14 protein-coding genes are annotated in these 20,793 nt (G+C 59.2%); 8 read left to right on the top strand and 6 right to left on the bottom strand.

Translation table 11 applies throughout. From position 1 onward, the window contains the following. Window positions 1-89 precede the first annotated feature (89 nt). Window positions 90-1,352, bottom strand: a complete 1,263-nt coding sequence (locus CJ255_RS15620; protein WP_165774745.1) for an MFS transporter — start codon at window positions 1,350-1,352, stop codon at window positions 90-92. 147 nt (window positions 1,353-1,499) lie between these two features. Then, window positions 1,500-2,615, bottom strand: coding sequence for an AI-2E family transporter (locus CJ255_RS15625; RefSeq protein WP_097645029.1), 1,116 nt, complete (start codon window positions 2,613-2,615; stop codon window positions 1,500-1,502). Between the two features lie 301 nt (window positions 2,616-2,916). Between CJ255_RS15625 and CJ255_RS15630 the strand changes: the two genes are divergently transcribed. The 4 genes from CJ255_RS15630 to CJ255_RS15645 all read left to right on the top strand — a co-directional run bounded on the left by CJ255_RS15630 (window position 2,917) and on the right by CJ255_RS15645 (window position 7,119). Next, a complete protein-coding gene (locus tag CJ255_RS15630) occupies window positions 2,917-4,071 on the top strand; it encodes an adenosylcobinamide amidohydrolase (RefSeq protein WP_165774746.1) in 1,155 nt (384 codons plus the stop codon). A 76-nt stretch (window positions 4,072-4,147) separates the two neighbouring features. Continuing rightward, window positions 4,148-4,786: a cyclodeaminase/cyclohydrolase family protein gene (locus CJ255_RS15635; RefSeq protein ID WP_097645031.1), complete on the top strand. Its 639-nt coding sequence runs from the start codon at window positions 4,148-4,150 to the stop codon at window positions 4,784-4,786. Between the two features lie 91 nt (window positions 4,787-4,877). Further along, window positions 4,878-5,735 (top strand): bifunctional 5,10-methylenetetrahydrofolate dehydrogenase/5,10-methenyltetrahydrofolate cyclohydrolase, encoded by an 858-nt coding sequence (locus CJ255_RS15640; RefSeq protein WP_097645032.1) that lies wholly within the window; start codon window positions 4,878-4,880, stop codon window positions 5,733-5,735. 52 nt (window positions 5,736-5,787) lie between these two features. Next, window positions 5,788-7,119: a phosphoribosylamine--glycine ligase gene (locus tag CJ255_RS15645; RefSeq protein WP_097645033.1), complete on the top strand. Its 1,332-nt coding sequence runs from the start codon at window positions 5,788-5,790 to the stop codon at window positions 7,117-7,119. Window positions 7,120-7,224: 105 nt separating this feature from the next. On the opposite strand, the gene CJ255_RS15650 is transcribed toward CJ255_RS15645, so the two are convergent. Next, window positions 7,225-8,580: an LCP family protein gene (locus tag CJ255_RS15650; protein ID WP_097645034.1), complete on the bottom strand. Its 1,356-nt coding sequence runs from the start codon at window positions 8,578-8,580 to the stop codon at window positions 7,225-7,227. Window positions 8,581-8,765: 185 nt separating this feature from the next. Here CJ255_RS15650 and CJ255_RS15655 point away from each other — a divergent pair, with 185 nt between their 5' ends. After that, window positions 8,766-11,099 carry a S9 family peptidase gene (locus CJ255_RS15655; protein ID WP_097645035.1) on the top strand — a complete coding sequence of 778 codons (2,334 nt, stop codon included), beginning with the start codon at window positions 8,766-8,768 and terminating at the stop codon, window positions 11,097-11,099. A gap of 135 nt (window positions 11,100-11,234) precedes the next feature. Beyond that, window positions 11,235-12,743, top strand: coding sequence for a Gmad2 immunoglobulin-like domain-containing protein (locus CJ255_RS15660; RefSeq protein ID WP_097645036.1), 1,509 nt, complete (start codon window positions 11,235-11,237; stop codon window positions 12,741-12,743). 27 nt (window positions 12,744-12,770) lie between these two features. Here CJ255_RS15660 and CJ255_RS15665 read toward each other — a convergent pair whose 3' ends face one another. The 3 genes from CJ255_RS15665 to CJ255_RS15675 are packed head-to-tail and all read right to left on the bottom strand — an operon-like array spanning window position 12,771 to window position 14,623. Next, window positions 12,771-13,031, bottom strand: coding sequence for a type II toxin-antitoxin system ParD family antitoxin (locus tag CJ255_RS15665; RefSeq protein WP_217352461.1), 261 nt, complete (start codon window positions 13,029-13,031; stop codon window positions 12,771-12,773). Between the two features lie 50 nt (window positions 13,032-13,081). Next, the gene (locus tag CJ255_RS15670) at window positions 13,082-14,263 is read right to left on the bottom strand and encodes an MFS transporter (RefSeq protein WP_097645037.1); all 1,182 of its coding nucleotides are present in this window, start codon (window positions 14,261-14,263) and stop codon (window positions 13,082-13,084) included. Between the two features lie 9 nt (window positions 14,264-14,272). After that, window positions 14,273-14,623: a phage holin family protein gene (locus CJ255_RS15675; protein WP_097645038.1), complete on the bottom strand. Its 351-nt coding sequence runs from the start codon at window positions 14,621-14,623 to the stop codon at window positions 14,273-14,275. Window positions 14,624-15,126: 503 nt separating this feature from the next. On the opposite strand from CJ255_RS15675, the gene CJ255_RS15680 reads away from it, so the two are divergent. Then, on the top strand, window positions 15,127-16,587 hold the full coding sequence (locus CJ255_RS15680; protein WP_097645039.1) for an STAS domain-containing protein: 1,461 nt from the start codon (window positions 15,127-15,129) through the stop codon (window positions 16,585-16,587). 181 nt (window positions 16,588-16,768) lie between these two features. Beyond that, window positions 16,769-20,701, top strand: a complete 3,933-nt coding sequence (locus tag CJ255_RS15685; protein WP_097645040.1) for an SMC hinge domain-related protein — start codon at window positions 16,769-16,771, stop codon at window positions 20,699-20,701. Window positions 20,702-20,793 lie beyond the last annotated feature (92 nt).

Consider the following 20,793-nt stretch of genomic DNA (forward strand, 5'->3'; position numbering starts at 1 on the left):
GCAATCTACAATCTACAATCTACAATCTACAATCTACAATCTACAATCTACAATCTACAATCTACAATCTACAATCTACAATCTACAATCTACAATCTACAATGGCGCCGGGGGCGCAAAAAGATCAGATAGTTGGCCCAGGCACCTGCCGCATACAAACAGGCTGTAGCAATAAAGAGCGGCCCAAAGCCATAGTCGCGCTGCACTTGGGCACTGAGGGCGGGGCCAATGATGTAGCCTGCCGAGAAAGCCCCATTGATCAACCCGATCACGATGGGGCGGGCCGCTTCGGCTGTATGTTCCATGGCATACGCCTCGTACAGCGGAGCCGCCATGTTCATGAGTGCGGCCCGCGTGAGCGCAATGCCCGCCGCCAGCCAGAGGTTGGGCGCTACAGCGAGCAGCAGTAGGCATGGGATGGCGAGGGCTTGGGTGAGGACCACGCTGCCCATTGCACCAAAGCGGCGCGCCAACCACGGGGCAAGCAGGGTGGCGGCACCAGTGGCGATGCCAATCATGGCAAAGATGAAGCCCAAAGCCGCGTCGGGGGCGCCAAAGCGCTGGCGCAAGTAGAGGTTCAAAAAGGGAATCAAAAGCGCCGCGCCACACGAGATCAGCAGTGGTGAAACGACAAACGGCAGGGCCGCCCGGCCAAAGTCCCAGAGTTTGCGTAGTTCATTCCCAACATGAAGTTGGCGCGTTGGCGTTTCCGGTAGGACTGCACCATCAGGCGGGAGACGTAACAACGGGATGGGCGCAAGCAGCACAAAGCAGGCCGCCACGCCAAAGGTGCTACGGTAGACCATGGCGCTCTGGGTGGGCACATCCAACCACGCCCCCAACAGCGCCGGTAAAAAACCGCCAACCAAGCTGCCCAGCCCGGCCACACCAATCATGAGGCCCGCACTGAGTGAGAAGAGCATAGCGCGCTCATGCGGGCCACTATGGCGCATCATAAAGGGCGCGGCGCTCACCTGGAAGAGTACCGCCGCTGGCCCGCCCAAGCATGCCCATGCCAGCATGCTCACCGGCGTAGGCCAGAGCGCCATACCAAGCAACGAAGCCGCCGCCAGCAACGCCCCGCCTACCAGCCCAAAACGCGGCCCATAGCGGCTCACCAGCCACCAGAGCGGCAGGCTACTCAGGGCCGCTGCAAAGGCTGGCAGGCTGTGCATCAACCCCAAGATGCTCCATGCCCCCAAGAAGGGCAGGTGCAGACTCTGCTGATCATAGCCTAACGCCAGCAGCAGCAGATTAAAGAAGAGCGCACTGATCGCCAAGCCACCTGTCAAGAGTGCGGTGTAGACCAAGTAGCGTCGGGCAGCAGTGGTAATACTAGGTATGAGTGACAAGTGACGAGTGACAAGTGACGAGTGACGAGTGATAAGTGACGAGTGACAAGCAGGACAATCTGATCTATTTCCTACTTTCCTACTTTCCTACTTTCCTACTTTCCTACTTTCCTACTTTCCTACTTTCCTACTTTCCTACTTTCCTACTCATGAGCCTGAATCGGTAAGCGGCCTATCGTCCCCTACTGAGGTTTCAGGTGTGACCGCAGCACTACGGGTACGCAACCCCTCAATCGTAGAAGAGCCCATGAGTCGAGCGAGCCAGCGCGTCTCCTCGTAGTTGTCGAGTACCAAGGTCAGCAGCACAGTGATCGGCATCGAGAGAAAGGTGCCAGGCGGGCCGAGTAGCCATGTCCAGAAGAAGAAGGAGACAAAGACGACAGCGGGCGAAAGGCTCAAGCGCCGTCCAATCAGCGAGGGCGCTACCAGATTCTCCATGCCCAAGTTAATCAGCGAGATCACGATAATAACGATGACCGCACGCCAAACGCCATGTTCGGCCAGCGTGAGCAGGACCGTTGGCACCAACGCAATCGGAATGCCAATATAGGGAATGTAGCTCAACACAAAGATGATCACCGCCCAGAGGGCCGCAAAGGGCACCTCAAGGAAGACCATGGCGATCAATGAGCCAAGCGCGACAATCAGGTTGATGTAGGTGCGGATGCTAAAATAGCTTACCACCCCGCCCCCGAAGCGTTGCAGACGCTGAAAGAGCGGATTATCCTCACCGAGATTATCACGCAGACGTTGCTGAAATGACGGTAGTTCGGTTAAGAAAAAGATGACAAGCACCAACACAAGCAACGAATTGCCCAATACATTGCCAACCGCAGCGAGCACGACACCAAGAATTCTGGTTAGATTAACGCTATTGATCAAGCCAAAGAACTGAAGATCAGAAGCAACAATCCCATAGCCTGCCAACCACGCTCGCAGCGTTGCCTCCTGCTCGGTCAACATCGCTTGGTAACTTGCAATCTGCGCCGTGAGGCGACTAAGCGAGACCCCAATGACGGTGGTGAGAATAGCAGCACCACTCAGCACCCCTATCACCATCAGCAGCAACGCCACCCATGAGGGCATTCCGCGTTTTTGCAACCAACTATAGATCGGGTTACAAAGCAGAGTAATCACAAGCGCAAGCAGAATCGGATTGACTAATGACGCACTAGCCCGCATAGCACTCAAAATGATGATCACCGATGCGAGAATCAAGAGAGGACGAATAATCGAGGGCGTCATGCGCTTCAAGGATGCCATACAAGCCTCATCGTGTAGCCGACAAATCAGTGGGTACAGCAAAACGACCCACGCGCAAGGCCGCGTAGCCTACCCATCTCTATTGTAGCAGAAAGCTGTATCTGCGCGTAAGAGGAAAATGGCTCTTCGACAAACCTTGACAGCACTGATGATCCCAACTATATTTTGGTCAAGTGTTCCCTTTCGCGCTATAAGGATGGTTTTAGGATACTGTACCGTTTGGAGGCATTCAGCGCATCCTGATGCCGTAAACCTATGTTCTATTTTCTCGTTGCTGTATCCTTCTCTAACAAAGATTGCCATGCTTCTCGCTCGCTACTACGATGGGGTTGAGCTCCACCGCGACGCTAAGATTATCTATGCCCGCTTTCTCACGCCCCATCGCGTGATCTCGACATGTCGTAGTAGTACCGGTGGTCTGCACGACGACTTGGGCTACCTCTATAACCATCAGTCCTGTGAGCCGAGCGGCCATAACCTGAGTGCTGAACTGCACCGTTTGGCCGTTGAACAGCCCGATGAGTATCGCACGGTGATTGCCCAACGCTACGATCTGCCCTCAGTAGGCTGTGCGACCATGGGTACTGCCGCGAATATGCAGACCGCCGCGATTGTGCATGAAACCTTCCGTGAGCTTGAGGTTGTTGCGGTGGTGACCGCTGGCGTAGAGACCAATGCGGGCCGTGCGGGTGATCCCGCCAGTTACCACGAGGTTGCAGGCCAGTATGAAGCGCTGCATGCCCCTCAGAGCGGCACGATTGTCATTATGCTCTTGCTCAACCATGAGTTGGCCCCAGGCACGCTGGTCGAGGCGGTAACGCTGGTTACTGAGGCGAAGACGGCGACGCTGCAGGAGTTGAATGTTCCTTCATGCTATGCCGATGGCCTTGCAACCGGCACTGGCACTGATCAGGTTGGACTTGCGGCGCGGCTCGGTGGCATAGCTCTGCGTGGCGCTCAGAAGCATACCAAGTTGGGCGAGTTGTTGGCCCACGTTGTGCAAGCAGCACTACGTCAGGCACTGGCCCGCCAAAATGGTCTCACGCCCGTAGGCCAGTGTCGCACTATGGCGCTTTTGCGCCGTCTTGGGGCTACGGAGGCTGGCCTGAGTGCAGCCATCTGTGCCTACCTGAACCATGATGATGCCGCGCTGTTGCAACGCAATCTGCCCGTCATCCTCAACGATCCTCCCACTGTTGCCGCAGTGATGGCCCTGCTGCACCTGCGCGACCAGCTTCGTTGGGGGGTGTTGCCGCACAGTTGCATGCCAGAGCTGTTCAGCACCTATGCCGCCCAGCTTGCCGCCGCCGTTTCAGGGCGTCCGCCGCGCAGCGTGGCCTACCAACAGACCCTTGCCAACGCTCCCACAAGCCTTGCACCCGCAGCCATGCTTGATCTCATCGCCCGCGCCTTTGCGCTTGGTTTTAGCGAAAAGTGGGCGCTGTCATTGGAGTAACCACTTGGTATAATAGGTCATAAGAGAACGATGACCGTTCGTTCAGTCACGCGGTGCTACCGCGAAGGAGTGTGTTATGACCGAGCCTCTGGAGATGCAACCGCTCGGTGGCTTCCTCGACGCCCTGGCCTCAAGTGCCCCCACCCCCGGCGGGGGTAGTGTGGCCGCAATGAGCGGGGCGATGGCTGCCGGGCTTGTGAGTATGGTCTGTGCGCTTACCAAGGGCAAAAAGCAGTTTGCCGCCATTGAAGAGGAGGTGCGCTCGATCCACGACCGCGCTGAGGGATTGCGCCGGGAGTTGCAAACCCTTGCTGAAGAGGATATTGAGGTCTTTGGGCGCCTCTCCGCAGCCTATAAGCTGCCGCGCACCACCGAGGCCGATGCGGCGACACGCAAGGCTGCCATTCAGCAAGTAACCCGCCAGGCGGCTGAGGTGCCCCTGCGTACCGCTCAGGTTACCGCCGCGATTCTGCCCCTCTGCACCGCCCTTGCCCCGCACGTTGGACGCCTGATCGTCAGCGATATTGGGGTTGCCGCCCTCCTGGCCCGTGCGACCGTCCAGAGTGCGATTCTCAACATTGAGATCAACCTCGCAGGGCTTGACGACCAACTCTATGTCCATGAGACCCGCGCACGGATCGCTGATCTGGCCATTGGTCTGAGCGAAGAGGCCGATGGAGTGGTGAAGATTGTACGCAACCGGATCAATCAGTGATACCAGATCACTAACGCTCCAGCTCATTGGAACGCCATGTTCTCCAATCTCCAATCTCCAATCTCCAATCTCCAATCCTACAGAGGAACGTATGCCTGCAACCATGCTCGATGGACGGGCCTTGGCTCAAGAGTTGCGCCAGGAAGCTGAGGCGGCTATTGTTGAGCTCACGGCCAAACTGACCCGCGCACCAAGCCTTGTGGTGGTTCAAGTGGGTGACGATCCCGCTTCGACCCGCTATGTGCGAACGATTGGTAGGCTGTGTAAGAATGTTGGGGTAACCTTTCAGCTTGAACTACTACCCAACGACGCCCCCCAAGCCGACCTGATTGGTACGCTGACCCACCTCAACCAACAGCCCGACGTGGATGGCATTCTGATCCAGATGCCCCTGCCAGGCCACCTTGATGCAACGAGTGCCATCTTGGCCCTTGACCATCGCAAGGATGTTGATGGGGTGCATCCGATCAATGCCGGTCTCTTGGCCCAAGGGCAGCCCGCAATTGTGCCCAATACGCCCGCAGGTGGCATGGAGTTGCTCCGTCGCAACGGCATCACCCTGCGCGGCAAACGGGCCGCAGTGGTTGGCCGCAGTGCCATTGTTGGCCGCCCCATGGCTCAACTGCTCGTCCAAGCCGATGCCACCGTCACCATCTGCCACTCACGCACCAATGATCTAGGCAGCGTCCTGCGTGAATGTGAGATCGTCTGTGTCGCTGCTGGTCGCCCCGGCCTCATTACTGCCGCAATGATCAAGCCCGGGGCAACCGTGGTAGACTTTGGCACGAACGTCTGCGATGATGGCAGCCTCGTTGGTGATGTAGACTTCGCCTCCGTCGCTGAGATCGCCGCAGCAATCACCCCGGTCCCCGGCGGTACTGGCCCAGTGACCAACATGATGTTACTGAAGAATCTCGTAACTGCCGCTTCAGCTAGGCTGAAAGCGTAGGGATGCGTATGGAACCAAGCCCCTTCAAGCCTCCTCCAATCACACTCAAACCATGAAGATCCTTGTTCTCGGTGGAGACGGACGAGCCCACGCGCTCGTTTGGAAGCTCTTCAATAGCGCTACCACCGATGTCTTTGTCGCACCTGGCAATGGCGGTGCAACCCAATTAGCCCCCATGGTCGAACTTGATCCGACCAATGCGGTCGAAGTGGCGCGTTGGGCTTTTGATGAAGGCATGGATCTGATCGTGCCCGCCGATAGTAGTTCGTTAGCGGCTGGCTTGGTGGACGAGGTGGTCACGATGCATATTGGCGTCTGCGGGCCAGCCCAGCGTGCTGTGCAGATCGAACGCAGCCGCTGCTTTGCCCGTACCCTGCTTGAACGCCACCGTTTGCCCGTGTTGCGCGGGCGTGTCTGTAGCGATCTCGCAACTGCCGAGAAATACCTTGCAGCCCAACCGCTGCCCGTGGTCATTCGTGCTGATCAGCCTGAGTATGGCCAGGGGGTCTATGCTGATCGCTACAGCGCCCTCGAAGCTCTGCGTACCAGTTTTGCTGAAGCATCACTCAGTGGGCCGGTGGCGGGCGTGGTGATTGAAGAGCATCGTCCAGGCATTGTGGTGCGCATGAGCGCCCTGAGCGATGGAAGCAGCGCGGTGCCACTGCTGCCCGTCCGCATCTACGACCAGCTTGGGCCCGAATTTGATAGCCCGGTAGCCCCAGGCATGGGGGCGATCAGTAGCAACTCGGTCTATGCCCAACGCCTTGGTGCCCACATTTATAGCAAGATTATCCAACCCCTTGTGCTTGCCCTCAGCCTTGAACATCTGCCCTACTGGGGCTTTTTGGGGGTGGACTGCCTTGTGACCGACCGCGGGCCACGGGTGGTGGCGCTCCGCTGTAGTCTTGGCGATATGGAGGCGCAGGTGGTGTTGCCACGGCTCGAAGACGACCTCATGCCGCTGCTGGAGGCAACGGTTGCCCATCGTTTGCAACATGTGCCGCCCCTGCGCTGGCGCGATGAGGCGGCTGTCGCAATTGGCCTGGTGGCCCAAGGCTACCCGCATCACTTCCCTATTGGTGCAGCGGTGGATGGGTTGAACGATGTAGACCAAGGGGTACTTGTTTTTCACAACCAGACCCAAAGCCCCGGCGCGATGCGCTACACCCCAGCCAGCTATGGCAGTCGCTTTGCCACCCTGTTGCGCGGCGGCCCTAGCCCGCTCACCGCTGCGGTCTATGTGACCGGCGGCCACGTCGCTACGGTCGTCGCTACCAGCGCCACCCTCGCAGGTGCCCGTGGGCGCGCCCTGCTCAATGCGGAACGGATTAGCTTCCCTGGCCGTATGTTCCGCGAGGACATTGGCAGGCACGAATTTCGCTAACCTTAGAAGCTGTCTGAAAAGCTATTGGGCACATGTTGGAGTGCCGGCTTTAGCCGGCTGAAGTCGGCACTCCAACGCCAGTTCATAGACTTTTCAGACAGCCTCTTAACGCCCCAACAACTGCCCCACCACATACGCAATCGCCCCAGGGTTGGCAGTAATCGCATAGGGATCATCACCGAGACCCATTGAGGTCAGGTTTTCATCGAGTGTGTAGCGCTCCAGTTGCTCCGGGCTGAAATTGCGGAAGGCCCACGCAACACCAAGCATCTGCTCGAAGCTCATGTCGGTCTTGATGTGATCACGCAGCGCACTGCTCACATCAGCCAACATCTGCACCTGATTGAGCATGTGTTGGTCGCGTACCCGCTGGATAATTGCTTGCACCACCTGCTGCTGCCGCCGCGCACGGAAGTAGTCGCTATCGGGATGGCGCACGCGACTATACATAAGTGCCAGTTCACCATTCATGTGCTGACGACCAGGTAGAAAATGGGCAACCATATAGCGGTAATCCATTGTCGGATAGGTAGGATCGTAGAGTTCATGCTCAACCTCAATGGTGATCCCGCCAATTGCATCAATCGCCGTAATGAAGGCACTAAAATCGGCCCGTACCACATGGTGAATGGGAATGCCTAACAGTTCGCTGATGGTACGGCGCGCTAATTCGCCCCCTCCTCCCAACTGCGCATTGGCATCCCCTACCACGGTTGTACTATTGACCCGCGCATAACCATAGCCAGGAATGCGCACAATCAGATCACGCGGCAACGAGAGCAGCGCAATCCGCTGCTGCTCTGGTTCGAGCCGGACAATCATAATCGCATCGGAGCGCGATTGCCAACCCTCATCGGGGCGACGGTCGCTGCCGAGCAAGAGGAGATTGATTGGATTGCCACTGACCGGAGCAACCCCCACGGTAGGCATCAGCGTCGGCACGGGCGCACTGCCCAACGCAGGCAGTGGAATTGGCGTCGGAAGGCTCAAGAGTGTTGGCGTGGCATTTGGTGGTGGCGCATGGCTTGGCAGGCTCGCATCCGCCGTGGCCAGCACTAACGTTGCGGGGGTTGCCGTCGCACTAGGTTGCTCCAAGGCCGCAAAGACAAGGGGCGCAGGCGTAGGTGACAACGTTGGTTCAGGGGTTGGCAAAGCCATCGTAGGTGTCGCCTCCACCACAGGCGGTACCGCCGTCACATGCATAGCCACCACATTCTCACGGATCGTGTAGGCCGCCAGGCTGATTCGTCCCACCACAAGGCCAAAGCTAAGGGACACAAAGGCCAAGCAGGCCACAATGGCATAGTGCCACCACGGGCGCTGCCGCTGGGTCGCGTTTGGTGGGCGCGTCAAGGGGCGAATGCGTACCGGGCGCGGCAAAGCAGGCGGAAGAGGATGCTGCTGCGGTGGTTTGGCTAACAACTCAGCCAAGAGCGTCTGCTGGTCGTCAGGATGATTCATATGGGCTTTAGGGAAGGATATAGAAACGAGAAAATAGAAAATAGGTTTACGGCATCAGGAGGAGAATTCTGAACAATATGGGCTTACGTACACCCATCTAGTATAACAGCTACCTCGTGCCCCATTTTCTTAAGAATTCTGTTATTATGATGACAGTATCTAGTCATACAATAAGGAGTGTTGGTATGCGTACCCAACGCTGGGTTTTCGCGGCAGTTATTCTCCTGCTCATCGCAAGTGTTGTTCCGGCTCAAGCACGCCCGCTCCCAAATAATGTGATTGTCGTGAACCCCTATGACGATCCGCCGCCCAATCTGCTCACCGCAGAGGAGGTTGAACGGATTAGTTTGCTCCAAGATGCGACATGGCCGCTGCCTTTGAGCCCGGTGAGTCCCACTGATGCCAGTGTTCTGCTCGTCCATGGTGATGATCTTGCCTTCCTCGATCTCGCCGATGGCGCGACGCGGACTATCAATCCTGCTTACTTTGAACGCTACCTGCCACTCCCGTTGCTCGGCTTCTCGAGTTTCAGTTGGATGAACCAAGATACCTTAGGGGCTTTGGCGCTTGATCTAGCGGCTGAAGATTTTGAGGATTCGTTGGTACGCATCTACATCCATCGCCAGAGTACTGCGATCTGGGGCGAACCGCTCCGCATTCATCCTGATGTGGGCATCGTTGACGTTGCGCCCGATCTGCGCCACATGCTGGTCTTGCTGCCGCCCGAAGATATGAATGGTGATGCTTGGGCTGGTCGGTTGCGCCCGGTGCCGTTGCGCGTCACGCTGCCTACGGTTGGGCATGCGGGCTCAGAGCCGCGAGTGGTGCCTAAGCGTCTGCGTGCCGCCGTTGCCCGTGCCCAGCACCACCCCACGATGGCACGCCTCTGGGGCTGGCAAGAGCAAGAGGATGAACTGGTGGCCGTTACCCCCAGCCAACTCGATCTTGCACTGGTGCGCGATGGCGATCCGCAAGCCCACTATATTACGACGGTTCCCGCCGCTTCGTCGCTCTTTGGGGTAGCCTGGAGTGGCAATTCGAGCCGTTTGGCCTTCTCGTTCTTTGGCGTGACTGACTATGATGATCCCCGCCCGCGCTTTGACGGTGCCCGCCTCTCTGATGAGATCTATCGTGATGCGACTGGTAATCTGCCCCCAAGCATCAATCCGGTGCTGCAAAACAACAATACCTACCTCGTAGATACGACGAATGTTGCGACCCAAGTGCTGCGCCCCGAAGCAGGGGCCGCGCCGCCGATTCTCAGTGCGCTGAGTTGGGCCCCCGATAACGAACACCTGCTTGTTACCGCATGGTACCCGGCGCGGCTACGTGGCCGCACCCATCCGATCTACTTCCCGCAGTTTAGCGAACGGGCCAGCCTGCGCGTCTATAACCGCGACCTGCGTCTCGTGAGCCAACTCAATAGCAATCTGCTCAGTGGGCCGGTTTTTGCCAACATTGTGGGCCAAATGGTCTCGCCCGATGAGGTACTCTTCCGCGCCAGTGGGCTCAATCGCCACGTCTACTACTGGAACCGTGTCAGCGGCGAGTTGCGGACGGTTGGTAGCCAACCCGGAAGCTACTACAATGTCTTCCCAACCAACCATAGCCGCCAGATTGTCTATACCCATAACTCCTTCAGCACTCCCTCTGATGTCTACCGCATTGGTTGGGACGGACGAGGTTTGACCCGTCTGACCTGGGAGAATGAGGAGTTGCGCCAGTTTGCCAATCTGCGTGAGGATGCGGTCAGTTTCCGCTTGCCCAATGGTGCCGTGCGCCAGGGTACGCTCATTCAGCCCGCCGATGCGCCCTTCCCGCCGCGCAACACCCGCATTATCGTCTGGCAAGAGGGCGGGCCCGGTATTTCGATGCATAACCATTGGGAGGCGATTGTCGAACGGCCCTTCGCGCTGCTCCCCGGTATGGGCTTCGCTCTCTTGGTTACGCCGGTCGCCGGTCGCCCCGGCTATACCCCGGCCACCTTCAATAGCCTTGTGGATGGCACCAACTTTGGCGCGATTGATATTGATGAGCAGGCCGCTATCGCCCGCGAGATGATCCGCCGTGGCTGGACAAGCCCCGAAAAGTTGGGGATTACCGGCTGCTCCTATGGTGGCTACTTCGCCTTGCAGAGTGTCATCCGCCACCCCGATCTCTACGCTGCCGCCAATCCGCAGTGCGCCCTCGTGGACGTGATTACTGAGTGGTCACGCGGCTACACTTCGCTCGCGCCCTACATCATGGGCCTGCCGCCCTTCGCCATACCCGAAGAGTATCGCCGCGATTCGCCCGTCTATAACGCCAATCGCATCCGCGCCGCGCTGCTCACCTTCCACGGCACGGAAGACTTCCTGCCCATTGTCCTCAACGAAAACCTGCACCTCCAAGTCAATCACCGTGGAGTTCCCGCCCGCATGGTGCGCTTCCTCGATGAGGGCCACGGTCTCTATAGCCGCGATAATCAAAACTATGCGGCCCAAGAGATGGTACGCTGGTTTAGGTTGCATCTACGCTGAGGCTGTTGTACGTTATAGGTTGCCTTGGGGCTATGCCCCAACCCCGCTTTTTTCGTTCGTGTTGGCGGCGAAGCCGCCAACACGAACGAAAAAAAGTTCTTCGGGGGAGGCGCAGCCTCCCCCGAACCCCCACCAATGCAATCGCACAAGTCTTCCATCCAGATCTGGCTCATGCTCTGCTGCCTAGCCATGGCCCTTGCGGGCTGTGGCTTCTTTGCTGAACCTGTGGTTCAGCCGCTGCCCAGTGTAACTCCGGCGTTACCGACGCAGCCGCTGGACGATCCGCAGGAACCCAGTCCGAGCCCTGAGCCTCCTCCGACCAACCAAACAATTACGATTACCTCGCCGCCCCCGCGCACCCTGGTGGGGAGCCCGGTCACGATTAGCGGGCAGACCGCTTTGCTACCTACGGGCCGCAGCCTGAACTATGTGCTGCGCGATGCCGCTGGGTCAATCCTGGGCCAGGGTAGTTTCCCTGCTATTCCGAGTGACGACGGCGGCGCTCATTTTACCGCTTCGCTCACCTTCAATCTGCCGCCTAGTGGTGGCACAATTGGCTTGGAGCTTTTTGAGCCAGGTAGCAGTGGTGCGCCACCGCTGGCGAGTAGCCGTCTCGATCTGGTTGTGGCGCCACCGCAGAGCATTATGCTCGATACGCCGCCCCCTGGCACCCAGGTTGGTAGCCCAATGACACTTACCGGACGCACGGCCCGCTACCCCTTCCAAGGCAGCCTCGCCTATCGCGTCCTCGATCTGAATGGCCGCGAACTTGGCGCGGGCACCCTCCCCGTGACAGGTGCGGTGGGTGGGCCAACCAGTTTTCGTGCAAGCCTTGAATTCAGCCCGCCCGCCGCTGGTGGGCGCATCAGCGTTGAACTGGTGGATCAAAACCCCGCCGATGGCCACATCGCCGCCAGTGCGCGCCTCGACCTCAATGTCGCTGCCCAACCCCAGATGATCACCATTGTTTCGCCCGAAGCCAACCAAGCGGTTGGGAGCCCCATGACGGTGACCGGGCGAACGGTGCGGATGCCGCAAGGCAGCCAGTTGAGCTACCGGGTACGCGACCAATTTGGCCAACTGATTGGCGACGGCATGTTTGGCGTCTCCAGCCTAGCCGACGGGGGGGCCAGTTTCACCGCCCAGGTCTTCTTTAGCCTGCCATCTGCCAGTGGGCCAATCAGCCTTGAGTTGCTGGAACTGGTTGCAGGGAGTGACCAGGTGCGGGCAAGTACGGTGCTTATGCTCATGGTGCATCTCCCGCCACCCACCGCCACGCCGATTCCCACTGCGACACCCACGCCCACCCCGAGTCCCACGCCAACCCCACGCCAGCGCATCAGCATCACCAGCCCAAGCGCCGACGCACAGGTTAGCTCGCCGCTCACTGTTAGTGGGCAGGTTGCACTCTACCCGCAATTCGGCGAACTGTACTACGTCATCCGCACCCCCAGCCGCACAACGTTAGGCCAAGGCAGCTTTGCGCTTGAGGGGCAACCCGGCCAGACCGAACTCAGCTACAGCGCCACCCTCAGCTTCAGCGAGCCAAACGAACCCGGCCCGATCATCATCGAAATCTACGACCGCGACGGCGTAGGCCAGACGATAGCGAGTGCCTTTGTGCAGGTGCAGGGAGGACCATGATCTGAAATTGTTAAGGCCACACGATAGCTACTCTCCAACGCCTCGCTCTAGCCGCGACTGACGAATAATTGCTTCAGCACCCTCCCAGGGCTTAGCGGGGCTAGACAGCCCTTCTTGAATGGCAATGCTAAGATCACGTAAACGAGCCTCTCGTTCTAGCTCATGCTGCTCAAGCAGACGTACCGCCTCCCGCATAACTTCGCTGACATCGTTATAGCGTCCACTTGCTACTCGGGACTCTACCCATTGCTTGAGGTAGGGTGTAAGTACAATGCTCATGTTGCTCATGTTTCACCTCCATGCTTGAAACCATTGTAGCACCATAATACCTTCGCTACCTAACCATCCGCATAGATCATAGGTGCCCGACGCTGGTAGATCTCATGGGCCACGATGCCCGCGAGTCCCGCGAGGACGCCGCCGAGCAGCAGTGGTGCGCCTGGGGCAACTGCGCCCAGCAGCCATGTGGCCGGTAGCGGCGCAACGGCGCGGGCGAGGCTGTCAAGTGAGGTGTAGACCCCTAGTACCTGGCCGCGTTCGTGTTCATCGCTCGCTTGGGTCAGCAGGCTCTGCAGGTTGGGTGTGAGCAGCCCCGAGCCAACGGCTACCAGCATGAGCGAGATGAAGAGTACCTGCCAATCCGAGGTGATGGCGGTGAGCATCAGGGAAGCGTAGAGCAGCAGCGTGCCCGCCATGATCAGCCGCTCCTCGCCGAAGCGGCGAACCAAGCGCCCAGTGAAGCCCACTTGGAGAATGACGGTCACCATGCCGACGTAGGCCAACATGAGGCCCGCCTCACGCGGGCCAAAGCCGTAGCGTCGCTCACTATAGAGCGCAAAGCTACTCTGAAAGCAGATCAGGGCTAACCCTGCCAGAAAGCCAGTGAGGTAGATCGGGCGTAGAAAGGGGCGACGTCCCAGTTCCAGCGTCGCCCGTGCAAGGGCCAGTGGGCCACCACGCCCACTGCTGCGGCGCTGCGGTGGCTCCTTCAAAAAGATCAGCGCAAGAATAAGCGAGAGCGCCGCCACACCTGCGGCGAGCAACGCAGGCACATGGTAGCCAAATTCGGCCAAGAGGCCACCAATCACCGGCCCTAACACAAAGCCCAAACCAAAGGCCGCCCCAATCAGCGCCAAACCACGCGCCCGATTCTGTTCGTCGGTCACATCACTGATGTAAGCCTGCGCCACCGTGATGCTCCCAGCCATGATCCCGCCCACAAAGCGGCCTACAAAGAGCATTGGCAGGGTTGTGGCCAAGCCCAAGATCAGAAAGCCCGCCACCGTACCAATTTGGCTGACAATCAGCAACCGCCGCCGTCCAAAACGATCCGATAGGTTGCCCATGATCGGCGCGGCAACCATTTGTGCCGCTGAGTAGATCATCATCAACAGGCCGACCTGCACCTCACTTGCGCCCATGTCTTCGGCGTAGAAGGGCAGCAGCGGCAGGATGATCCCAAAGCCCAACAGATCGACAAAGACTACCAGAAAGATCACCAGCAACGGTGAGCGACGCATAGACTATTCTCAGCTATTAACGCCAAGCAACCAGAAGAAGATGGCATTGATGATCGAAAGCAGAATCGAGCCAATCAGGGCGCTCCAATAGCCGTCGCGCAGGTGAAAACCGACTACCAGCTTGGCCGTCACCCAGAAGAGGAAGCCATTGATCAGCAGCGCAAAGAGCCCCAGGGTGATAAAGGTCAACGGAAAGGCTAAGAAGTGTAGCACCGAGCCTAAAATGGCATTGACCAGCCCAATGACAATAGCCGCCACCAAGGCTATGCCAAAATTATCCACCGTGATCCCGATGTTCAGCCGTGTGATTAGAATAAGACTCAGGGCCGTAACGATCCATGTGATGAAGAGGTTGAGCATACTATATTTCTCCTTGTAAAGTCCTCGGCGGGGTGTTGGGCTCAGCCCCATGGGCATGAGGAAAGCAGAAATTTTTGTTAGGGATGGTTTCAGAAAGGCGCTTGTAGCTTTACCGTCGTAGTGCCGACTTTAGTCGGCATCCGAGGGCTGCCTGCAACCTCAGCCGACTAAAGTCGGCACTACCTATGGCGCAAACAGGAACGTTCCTACGAACTGAACCTTGCTCGTCGCCCTAACGTAATGCGTATGGGCTTCGCCTCCCCCGAACCCCCGCAGGATCGGGTACACTATGGTTTGACACGAGAGCATTGTACCGCACTTATCTGTGCTTTGTTCTCTGTTCCCCTGTTCCCCTGTTCCCTGTTCCCCTGTTCTCCTGTTCCCTGTTCCCCTGTTCTCCTGTTCCCTGTTCCCTGTTCCCTGTTCCCTGTTCCCTGTTCCTCTGTTCTCCTGTTCTCCTGTTCTCTTGTTCTCCTGCCCTTCTTAATCAAAGAGAGAACCCTGTGGTCATCCTTGCTACACTCTTTGCCCTCGGCCTAGTGGTGATGCAGATCGCTCTCGCGGTCTTTGTGGCCCTACGCGCCTGGGACTATCGTCCGGCGCGTATTTTCACCTACCTTACGTCGTTGATTGTGGTGATCGTTGGCTCAACCCTAGTGCGCGATGTCGCCCCAACGCCTGATCAAGCCTATCCCTTCCTCGTCGTGCTGATTATAGGCGTCAGCCTCTACATTACGCTGCTGATGCTGCTGCTCGCCGCGCTCTTCTTCCCAGAGTGGTGGGAGGGACGATGCCCGATTCGCTGGATTAGTCTGCCCTATATCATCAGTACGCTGATCATCAGCACCGATCTGCTATTACGGCTCAGGCTCTTTGTTGGTGATGTCTATTTTAATGAAATTTATCAGCTTGAGTACATGATGCCCAATGCGCTGTTCATGATCCTGCTGGCCTTTTTGGGCCAGTTGGTTGGTGTGGGCATACTGATCGCTGCCTTTGTTGCACCGCAACACCGCGAACTGCGTGGAACAATTGGGCTGTTGCTGCTTGCGCTGATCTTCTCCATTTCGTTGGGGCTTACGGCTGGACAGTTTAGTGGTGCGGTCGCCCGTGTCACCACCCTATTGCAAAGCCTGCCCGTTTTGATTGTTTTGGCCTACCTCATTTTGGGCACACGCCTCTTTACGCCCAATCGGGCAGCGATTGATCTGGCGCTCAAGGCTACCCACGAGGCGGTTGTGGTTGCTGATCGGCAAGGCAAGATTACCTTTAGCAATCCGAGTGCCCAAGCGTTGGGCTTTGAACTAGAGCAGAATTTTATCGCTGCGCTTCATGCCGACTACCATGACGCTCTGCACCAATTTGTGGATGGTAAGGGCGGTGAGTTGCGGATTGAACATCAGGCACGCTTCTACGACCTGACACTTGCACCGGTCTATGATGAACGTGGCGCGTGGCGCGGTAGCCTGCTCTTGGCCCGCGACATGACTGAACGGGCTCAGCGGCGGATCGAGTTGGAAGAGGAGCGCACCCGCCTTGCTCAGTTGGTGGTCGAGTTGGAAGCGAGCCAGCGTGAACGCGCCAACCTCAATGCGACCATCGAAGCCCTCACGCTGCCGCTCATCCCGGTGCTGCCCGGCGTGTTGATTATGCCCCTGATTGGCGATTTCACGGCTGAACGTATGGCTACCTTTATGCGCGTCTTGCTGGAGGGCATTGAACAGCGTCACGCTCGTATCGTACTTGTAGATCTCACGGGCCTCTCGTTGCTCGATATGGGTGGAGCGCAAGGGCTGCTGGCGGCAATCAATGCCGCCAAGCTGCTTGGCGCAAGCTGTGTGCTGGTCGGGATTCGCCCTGAAGTGGCCGAAGCCCTCGTGGCCCTGGGGCTACCACTTGAGGGCATCGCTACCGCCGCAACCCTTGAACAGGCGGTACACTTCCAAGTACGCGGCAGAGCTTAAGAAACTGTCTGAAAACTGGTGGACACGCGCTGGAGTGCCGGCTTTAGCCGGCTGAGGTCTTTGGCAGCGATGGGAGCCGACTAAAGTCGGCACTCCAACGCCAGTTCATAGACTTCTCAGACAGCCTCTAACTCGTCACTCATCACTCATCACTCATCACTCATCACTCATCACTACTATTATGCATCTCAAACGTCTCGAAATCCAAGGCTTCAAAACCTTCGCAACCCGTACAATCCTCGAATTTCGCCCCGGTATTACTGCTATCGTAGGGCCCAATGGCTCCGGTAAGTCCAATGTGGCCGATGCAGTGCGCTGGGTGCTTGGTGAGCAGTCCTTTGCCACGTTGCGCTGCAAACGCTCCGAGGAGTTGATCTATGCCGGGGGGGGCCGCCGTGCTGCTGCTGGTTTGGCCGAAGTTTCGCTTACGATTGACAATAGCGACCGCCTGCTGCCGCTCGATTTTGATGAGGTGACCATCACCCGCCGTGCGACCCGCAGCGGCGAGAGTGACTATTTCATCAATCGGGCCCGTGTGCGTCTGCGTGATCTGTTGGAGGCGACCGAGCCCCTGGGCGGTTCCTATACGATCATCAATCAGGGCTTGGTTGATGCGGCTCTGACCCTGCGCCCCGAAGAGCGCCGCCGCCTCTTTGAGGATGCTGCTGAACTTGGGGGCTTTGAACTGCGTAAAGCCGAAGCGACCCGCCGCCTGCGTGAGACCGATACCAATCTGAGTCGTGTGGCTGATCTCTTGGCTGAACTGGAGCCGCGCCTACGCAGCTTGAAGCGTCAAGCTAGTCAAGCACGCCAGCAGCGTGAATTAACTGAAGAGGTATGCCAACTTCAAACCCAATCCTACGGCCTGCTCTGGCGTGAAGCTGAGGCGCTCACGGCCCGCACGGCTGGCGAATTGGCCCGTTGTGAGACGCAATTGCACCAGGCACGCGCCACTCAGACTGCGGTTAGCAGTGAGTTGACGGCGTTGCGCAGCACATTGCGGGCGCGGCGCGAACAGTTGGGGGCGTTGCACCAACAGGCCCGCGATCTCCAACAGCGGGCTGAGGCAGCCCAGCGTGATCTGGCAGTAAGCAATGAGCGTACTGCGGCCCTTGGCAAGCGTCTGGAAGATCTGGAGCGCCAGCGCAATGATCTCGCCCTGCGCCACAACCAAGCCGAGGCCCAGCGCAGCAGCGCCGCTGCCGAGTTGGCTCAGGCTGAGGCCCAACTGCTCGAGCGCCGCCAAGCGCTCCAGCAGGCCCAAACGCAACAGACTAGCCTCGAGGCCGCCCGTCAAACCCTGCGTCAAAGCCTGCAACAAGCCCAAGCGGCAGCCCTCAAGGCAGCCACCAGTGCCGCCGAGCAACAGACCCGCAACGAGCAATTGGCGGCTCAAGCTGCCCGCCTCAAGCACGAGGCCGATGAACTGGCCGCAACGCTGGCCCAGGCGACGCAACGCCTGAACGCGGCCCAAGCGCAGCATGCCGAGGCCGAAGCGCACGTAGCCGCTATTGAGGCCGCACAACAACAGACGATCAGTGCAGAGCAAGCGGCCCGTCAGCAACTTGACGAGCTACGGAGTGCCCGTAGCCAAGCCGACGAAAGCCTGGCTGCCGCCCGCCGCCGCCTCGCAGATCTCGAAGCGCGCTATGAATCACTCGAACGCCTCGCCCGCTCCTACGCGGGCACCTTTGCCGGCGTGCGTGCCGCCATGCAGTGGGCCGAACGCACCCAACGCCCCGGTTTTGCCCTCGTGCAAGCGATCATCCGCACCCCTGCCAACATCGAGACCGCCATCGAAGTTGCATTGGGTTCACGCCTGCAAAATATTGTCGTTGAGCGCTGGGCCGACGCCGAAGATGCCATTGCCGAACTGAAACGCAGCGGAGCCGGACGGGCTACTTTTATGCCGCTGGATACGCTGCGGAGCGGCGGGGACGCGAGGGGGCGAGGCGGCGAGGAAGCGGGGACGCGGGGACGCGAGGAGCCGAGGACGCGAGGGCGCGAGGAGCCGGGGACGCGAGGACACGAGGATGCCGCTTCGCCTCCCGCGTCTTCGCCTCTCGCGTCTTCGCCTCTCGCGTCTTCGCCTCTCGCGTCTTCGCCTCTCGCGTCTTCGCCTCTCGCGTCTTCGCCTCTCGCGTCTTCGCCTCCCGCGTCTTCGCCTCTCGCGTCTTCGCCTCTCGCGTCTTCGCCTCTCGCGTCTTCGCCTCTCGCGTCTTCGCCTCCCGCGTCTTCGCCTCCCGCGTCTTCGCCTCCCGCGTCTTCGCCTCTCGCGTCTTCGCCTCTCGCGTCTTCGCCTCTCGCGTCTTCGCCTCCCGCCACCGCCACCCTGGGCATCGCCGCCGATCTCGTTGGCTACGAGCAGCGCTATGCCCCCGTGGTGCGCCAATTGCTTGGGCGCGTCATTGTTGTGCGCGATCTGCCCACCGCCCGCCGCGAGTTACGCCAACTCTCTGGAGGCTGGACCCTGGTTACCCTGGCGGGCGAGCAGGTCAACAGTGGCGGCTCGCTCACGGGTGGTGCCCAGGTGAAGGAGAGCGGGGTGCTGCGCCGCGAGCGCGAGTTGCGCGAGTTGCCGGAACAGATCACTGCGGCCCGCGCTACGGTTGAAGCGACTGCCGCGCAGCGCGATGAGCTTGAGCGCCAGTTGCAGCGCCATACCAGCCAACTGCGCGAGTTGGAAGGACAGGTGCGCGAAGGCAGGCGGCGCCTAGAGAGCGCCCGCAGTGGGCTAGACACAGCCACACGCCGGGTCAGCCAAGTCCAACAGGAGCAGCAGTGGGCCAAAGAGCGTAGCGAGCGCATTGCCCAAGACCAACAAGCCCTACAGAGCCAGCGTGCTGCCCTGGCGACAGCCCTCAACGCAGCACAAGCCCTCGTGCAACGCAGCGAAGCGGAGCTCGCAGAGCTCCGGCAACGCCAGGAGGCTGAGGCCCACGCCGACCGGGTTGCCCAAGTGGAACTGAGCAATCTACGCGCCGCCGTAGGTAGTGCCGAAGGCCAACTGCGCGCCGGACGCAGCCTCGTGCAAGCCCACACCGCCAGTCTGGCCCTGCTGGAGCAAGAGGCGCAGCAACTCACCCAAGCGCAGACCCAGGTGCAAACTGAACGTGCAGCACTCCTCGCCGCCCACACCCGCGCCGAGGCGCTCCACAGCAAGCTCATCGGCGAACTTGAGCAACTGCGTGAGCGCATTGCCCCCAGCGAACGTGTACTCCAAAGCGACGAAGCGCAGCAAAGCGCCCTCGAAGCCCGCGAAGAGGCCGCCACCGCCGCCCTGCTGGCCGCCGAGAGCGCCCAGAGCCGGGCGGCCCTCGAAGCGCAACGCGCCAACGACCGCCAAGAAGCGCTGCTCGAACGGGCCGCCAGTGACGGCATAGACGTTCTGGCACCCACCGAAATCCCTGCTGACGCCCAAGTGCAAACGCTGCAAAACGCGATCGAAGCACTCAAAGCCAAAATCCTACGTCTAGGTGCCGTCAACCCCCTCGCCCTTGAAGAGTACGAAGAGAACGCCAAACGTCAAGCCTTTTTGAGCGGCCAAGTGGATGATCTCCGAGCGGCGAGTACCACGCTCATGGAACTGATTGGCGAACTAGATACCGCAATGCAGAGCCGTTTTCTCAGCACCTTCAGCGCCGTCGCCAGCGCATTTGAACAGAGCTTCACCCAACTCTTTGGTGGCGGCACCGCCAAACTGCTGCTCACCAGCAGCAGCAACAACGGCAGCGAAGCGCCCAGCAGCCCAAGCAAACAACCCGGCATCGAAATCATCGCCCGACCACCGGGCAAAAAGCAGCAAAACATCGCCCTACTCTCCGGCGGCGAACGCAGCCTCACCGCCGCCGCATTGCTCTTCGCCATCCTCAAAGTCAACCCAAGCCCCTTCTGCATCCTCGACGAAACCGACGCAGCCCTCGACGAATCCAACGTTGGCCGCTTCCGCGACGCACTACGGCAACTCACCAGCCAAACCCAATGCCTCCTCATCACCCACAATCGCGGTACAATTGAAGCAGCCGACACACTCTACGGCGTCACCATGGGCGACGACGGAGCATCCAAGGTCATGTCGCTGCGCGTTGAGGCATATGTTGCTGAAGCGATCTGAGAGGCTGTCTGAAACGTCTATGGTTTGGCGTTGGAGTGCCGGCTTCAGCCGGCTAAAGCCGGCACTCCAGCGTGTGCCCCCCGGCTTTTCAG

Origin of the sequence: Candidatus Viridilinea mediisalina (genome assembly GCF_002532535.1) — a bacterium.
Classification (GTDB): domain Bacteria; phylum Chloroflexota; class Chloroflexia; order Chloroflexales; family Chloroflexaceae; genus Viridilinea; species Viridilinea mediisalina.